Source organism: Micromonospora sp. SYSU B005, from assembly GCF_055362685.1.
In genome coordinates this window covers 1-3,927 of record NZ_JAXCFU010000022.1, presented here as the reverse complement: position 1 = coordinate 3,927, position 3,927 = coordinate 1, and the positions used below count along the sequence as shown (strand labels likewise).

Genomic DNA, 3,927 nt, shown 5'->3' with positions numbered 1-3,927 from the left:
GCGCGCCACGAGGTCGGTGAAGCCGTCGCCGGTCACGTCCGCGCCGATGATCCGGTCGAAGTTGCCCCAACCGCTGCCGATCTGCCGGTTGTCGTTGAACGGCACGCCGTCGCGCTCGATGTTGTTGGAGAACAGCCAGAGGGTGCCGTCGGGCTTGCGCGCCACCAGGTCGGAGTAGCCGTCGCCGGTCACGTCCGCGTTCACCACGTAGTTGAAGTTGCCCCAGCTGCTGCCGACCTGCCGCGTCGCGACGTACGGGGTGCCGTCGTCCCGCACGAAATTGTTGGCGAACAGCCAGAGGGTGCCGTCGGGCTTGCGCGCCACCAGGTCGTGGAAGGAGTCACCGGTCACGCTGTGCCCGACGGCCTTCTCAACGATCACCGCCCCGGCGCCGATGCCGGCAGGGGAGATGTACCCGTCGATGTCGACATTGGTGCGGGAGTAGCTGGCCCGGCTGACCTTGCTCGCGTAGTTGTCGGAGCTGCCCTGGTTGCCGCCGATCGTGTTGACCTGGGTGCTGCTGGCGCTTGTGACGATCGCGACGTGATCGATGGGCTTCGGGTCGCTGGAACTGTGGTTCCAGTCGAAGACGATGGCGTCACCCGGCTGGGGGGTGTACCCGCTCGACCGGGAGTGATAGAGCCCTCGCGCTTGGCCGTAGGACTTGAACGACTGCGCCCAGGAGTCGAGGCCGCTGACGTCGGAGACGCCCGACGTCCGCCAGACCCAGCGGGCGAACTCCGCACACCATTCGATGCCGCAGCTGTTCAGGTAGCCGGGATTGCAGCCCGTGCGGCCGATCTGCCCAGCGGCGACGCTGACGATCTGCTCCCGCGTGGTGGCGGCCCCCGCGGGCGGCGCCATCAGAGCGACGCCGCCGGTTAGGGCGAGCGCGGTGACGGCGGCGGCACGGGCGGGCCGCCGGACGGCACGGCGGAGGGTCGCGAGCGAGGTGCCGATCGTGGCACCGATCCTGGTGCCGGTCTTGAGGATGATGCGTTGGTCAGACATTCCTGTGGCCCTCTTTCAGAAGTGGGGTCGAATTCTGGAGAAGCAATCTCGATGAACCGGAATGGTCAGACGATTCGCCAGCCGCGCAGAGCGGACGAACCGGTGAGCACTTTGTGCACCACGATCCGGAGGGCCTTCATTGCCCATTCCGCGTCGTCGGTGTCCAGGAAGGCGAGGATGTCCGCTCGGCCGGGCCCGGCTCGGACGCGGATGTGCTCGACTTCCTCTCCCCGCCCGGCGTACGCATAGATGAGGTCGCGCAGGCATGTGGGGTCCACGGTGGAGGCACCGTCGAGCGCTGCGATGCGCACGTGCGCCGCCACCATCACACCCCGCCCTCGGGCTGCGTGGACTGCCCGGGCGCCCAGCCGAACCCCTCGCTCAAGGTGGGGGATGCCATGACGATCCGCTCGCTGGCGACCCAGCCGAATCCCTCACTCAGCGCCGTCCCCGCGTCGTGACCGCTGGCCAGCGCGGCGGCGGTGGCCAGTGCTAGCGAGGTGAGGATGATAAAGCGCCGAGCTTTATGAGTACATGCAAGCATGGCAATACCCTTTCGATTGCTGCTGCCAGCGGAATACTGGGAGGGAAGTCGCACCCGGCGGGTTGTCCTCGCCGTTGAACAAATCATTGCGAGCAGCTCGGAGGTTGTCATCACTTTCGACCTGGCGCGAGGCCGCCGGGCGGGATCACGCCAGCGTGGAACGGGGTCGCAGGACCGGCCCTCGGTAGGGCAGAATGCGAACGCGGATTACTCGGGGGAGGCACGGTGTTCGATCTGCTCGGGCTCTCGGCGCAGCACGAGACGGTCTATCGCGCGATGCTGCAGCACCCCGATCTGAATGTTGCCGGCCTGGCGCGCCATCTGGCGGTCACTGCAGCCGAGGTGCGTGAGGCGCTGGACAACCTCGCCGAGCTCGCGCTGATCAGGCTCGATGCCGATGGCGGTCACGCCCATGCCGTACGGCCGCAGGCCGGACTGTCGGCGCTACTCGCCAAGGTCGAGGCCGAGGTGGCCGTTCGGCAGCGTCAGGTGGAGGCGACCAGGGCGGCGATCGCCGCCGTCGCCACCGTGCACGACCACCACAACCGGGCGGCGGAGGGCCGTGTCCTGGACGGAGTCGACGCCGTCCGCGAGCGTCTCAGCGAGCTGGCCCGCACTGCTCGCACCGAGTGCCTGTCGTTCAGCACCGGCGGTGCGCAGCACCCGGACACGATGAAGGCCGAGGCCCCGCTCAACCAGACGGCCCTGGAACGCGGCGTCCACATTCGCAACGTCTACCAGGACAGCCTGCGCAACGACCCCGCCACCCTCGCTCACGCGCGGTGGATGGCGAGCCTGGGCAGCCAGTCCCGCACGACCCCGACGCTCCCAATGCGGATGGTCGTCGTGGATCGAGAGACCGCGCTGGTGCCCATCGACACTGACGACCCCCGGCAGGGGGCGCTGGAGGTACGGAGCCGTGGCGTCATCGCCGGTCTCGTCGCGCTCTTCGAGCAGGTCTGGCGCACCGCGACCCCCTTCGGGGAGACGGCGACACCGGACGCGGAGGGACTGACGACACCCGAACGCGAGCTTATGCGGCTGCTCGCAGCCGGGCACACCGACGAATCGGCCGCGCGCAAGCTGGCCATTTCGGTGCGCAGCGTGCAGCGCATGATGACGTCGCTCACCGTGCGACTGGGCGCCTCCAGCCGCTTCCAGGCAGGCGTCCAGGCCAGCCGTTGCGGCTGGGTCTGACGACCGTCCCCGGTCCGGGCGTGCCTGTGGAGCTCGAAAGTGGGCCTACAGCCGCTGACGTTCGCGGCCCTGCCCGGGCGGCAGCACGGACCCGCGCACGTCCGACCGGTGTGGGACGCTGCGGGGGTGATCGAGCTTGCGGACATCCAGGCGGCCGCCGACCGGATCGCCGACGTCGTCGTACACACTCCGACTCTGCCCAGCCCGGGACTGACCGAGCTGCTCGGCGTACCGGTCACCGCCAAGCTGGAGTTGCTGCAACGTACCGGCTCGTTCAAGGCCCGTGGTGCGGCGGCGAAGCTGCTCGCGCTCGACGACGCGGAGCGGGCGGCCGGGGTGGTAGCGGTCAGCGGCGGCAACCACGGCATCGCGGTCGCGGTGATGGCCGGCGCGCTCGGGGTGGCGGCGACAGTGGTCATGCCCCGCACGGCACCGGCGCGGGCGGTCGAGGTGGCCCGTGCGGCCGGGGCGGACGTGCGGCTGACCGAGGACATGGCCGGCGCGTTCGCGCTGATGAACCGGCTGCGGGACGAGGGCGTGACGCTGCTGCACCCGTTCGACGACCCGATCGTGCTCGCGGGGCAGGGCACTGTCGGGCTGGAACTGGCCGACGACGCCAGTGAGCTGACCGACGTGCTGGTCAGCATCGGCGGGGGCGCGCTGATCTCGGGCGTTGCGGCGGCGCTGCGGGCGCGCCGGCCGGGGGTACGCGTCTGGGGCGTCGAGACCGAGGGCGCGCAGGCGATGTCGCAGGCGCTGGCGAAGGGCGGCCCGGTCGAGGTGCCGCTGTCGTCGATCGTCACCACGCTCAGCGCGCCGAGTGTCTCGCAGCTCACCTACGACCATGTGACCGCACTGGTCAGCGACGTCCTCGTGGTCTCCGACGCCGAGGCGGTGCGGGGCACGCTGGAGTTGGCCGAGCACGCCAAGGTGTGGGCCGAGCCCGCAGCCGGGTGCCTGCTGCCCGCCGCCCGCCGTGTGGTCGAGCGGGTGGGCGCCGACGCCCGGGTCGGCCTGGTGGTCTGCGGCGGCAACGCCACAGTCGCCGACGTGACCGCGTGGGCCAGCCGCTTCGGCCTCTGACAGTGATGATGTGGGAGCGGGTCACCCGGCCGGTCTGACTCACCCTCTGACTGACCGTGGTGTCTTCTAGGGGATTCGTCGGCTTGTCCGGG

General features: G+C 70.1%; 5 protein-coding genes. 2 read left to right on the top strand and 3 right to left on the bottom strand.

What is annotated here, in order from left to right; translation table 11 throughout:
- From SM452_RS28525 to SM452_RS28515, 3 genes are all read right to left on the bottom strand, one after another.
- A partial coding sequence (locus SM452_RS28525; RefSeq protein WP_463841070.1) for a CHAP domain-containing protein occupies positions 1–1,011 on the bottom strand: 1,011 nt, incomplete at its 3' end.
- Between the two features lie 65 nt (positions 1,012–1,076).
- Complete coding sequence (locus SM452_RS28520) at positions 1,077–1,337, bottom strand: hypothetical protein (RefSeq protein WP_135241411.1); 261 nt, start codon at positions 1,335–1,337, stop codon at positions 1,077–1,079.
- Positions 1,337–1,666, bottom strand: a complete 330-nt coding sequence (locus SM452_RS28515; RefSeq protein WP_135241410.1) for a hypothetical protein — start codon at positions 1,664–1,666, stop codon at positions 1,337–1,339. The genes SM452_RS28520 and SM452_RS28515 overlap by 1 nt, the downstream gene beginning before the upstream one ends.
- A gap of 114 nt (positions 1,667–1,780) precedes the next feature.
- Here SM452_RS28515 and SM452_RS28510 point away from each other — a divergent pair, with 114 nt between their 5' ends.
- The gene (locus SM452_RS28510) at positions 1,781–2,752 is read left to right on the top strand and encodes a LuxR C-terminal-related transcriptional regulator (RefSeq protein WP_135241409.1); all 972 of its coding nucleotides are present in this window, start codon (positions 1,781–1,783) and stop codon (positions 2,750–2,752) included.
- A 126-nt stretch (positions 2,753–2,878) separates the two neighbouring features.
- Positions 2,879–3,835: a threonine/serine dehydratase gene (locus SM452_RS28505; protein ID WP_463841069.1), complete on the top strand. Its 957-nt coding sequence runs from the start codon at positions 2,879–2,881 to the stop codon at positions 3,833–3,835.
- The last annotated feature ends 92 nt before the right edge of the window (positions 3,836–3,927 follow it).

Coding starts and splice junctions, on each gene's coding strand:
- SM452_RS28520 (WP_135241411.1), bottom strand. CDS start 1,337: ATGGTGGCGGCGCACGTGCGCATCGCAGCGCTCGACGGTGCCTCCACC.
- SM452_RS28515 (WP_135241410.1), bottom strand. CDS start 1,666: ATGACAACCTCCGAGCTGCTCGCAATGATTTGTTCAACGGCGAGGACA.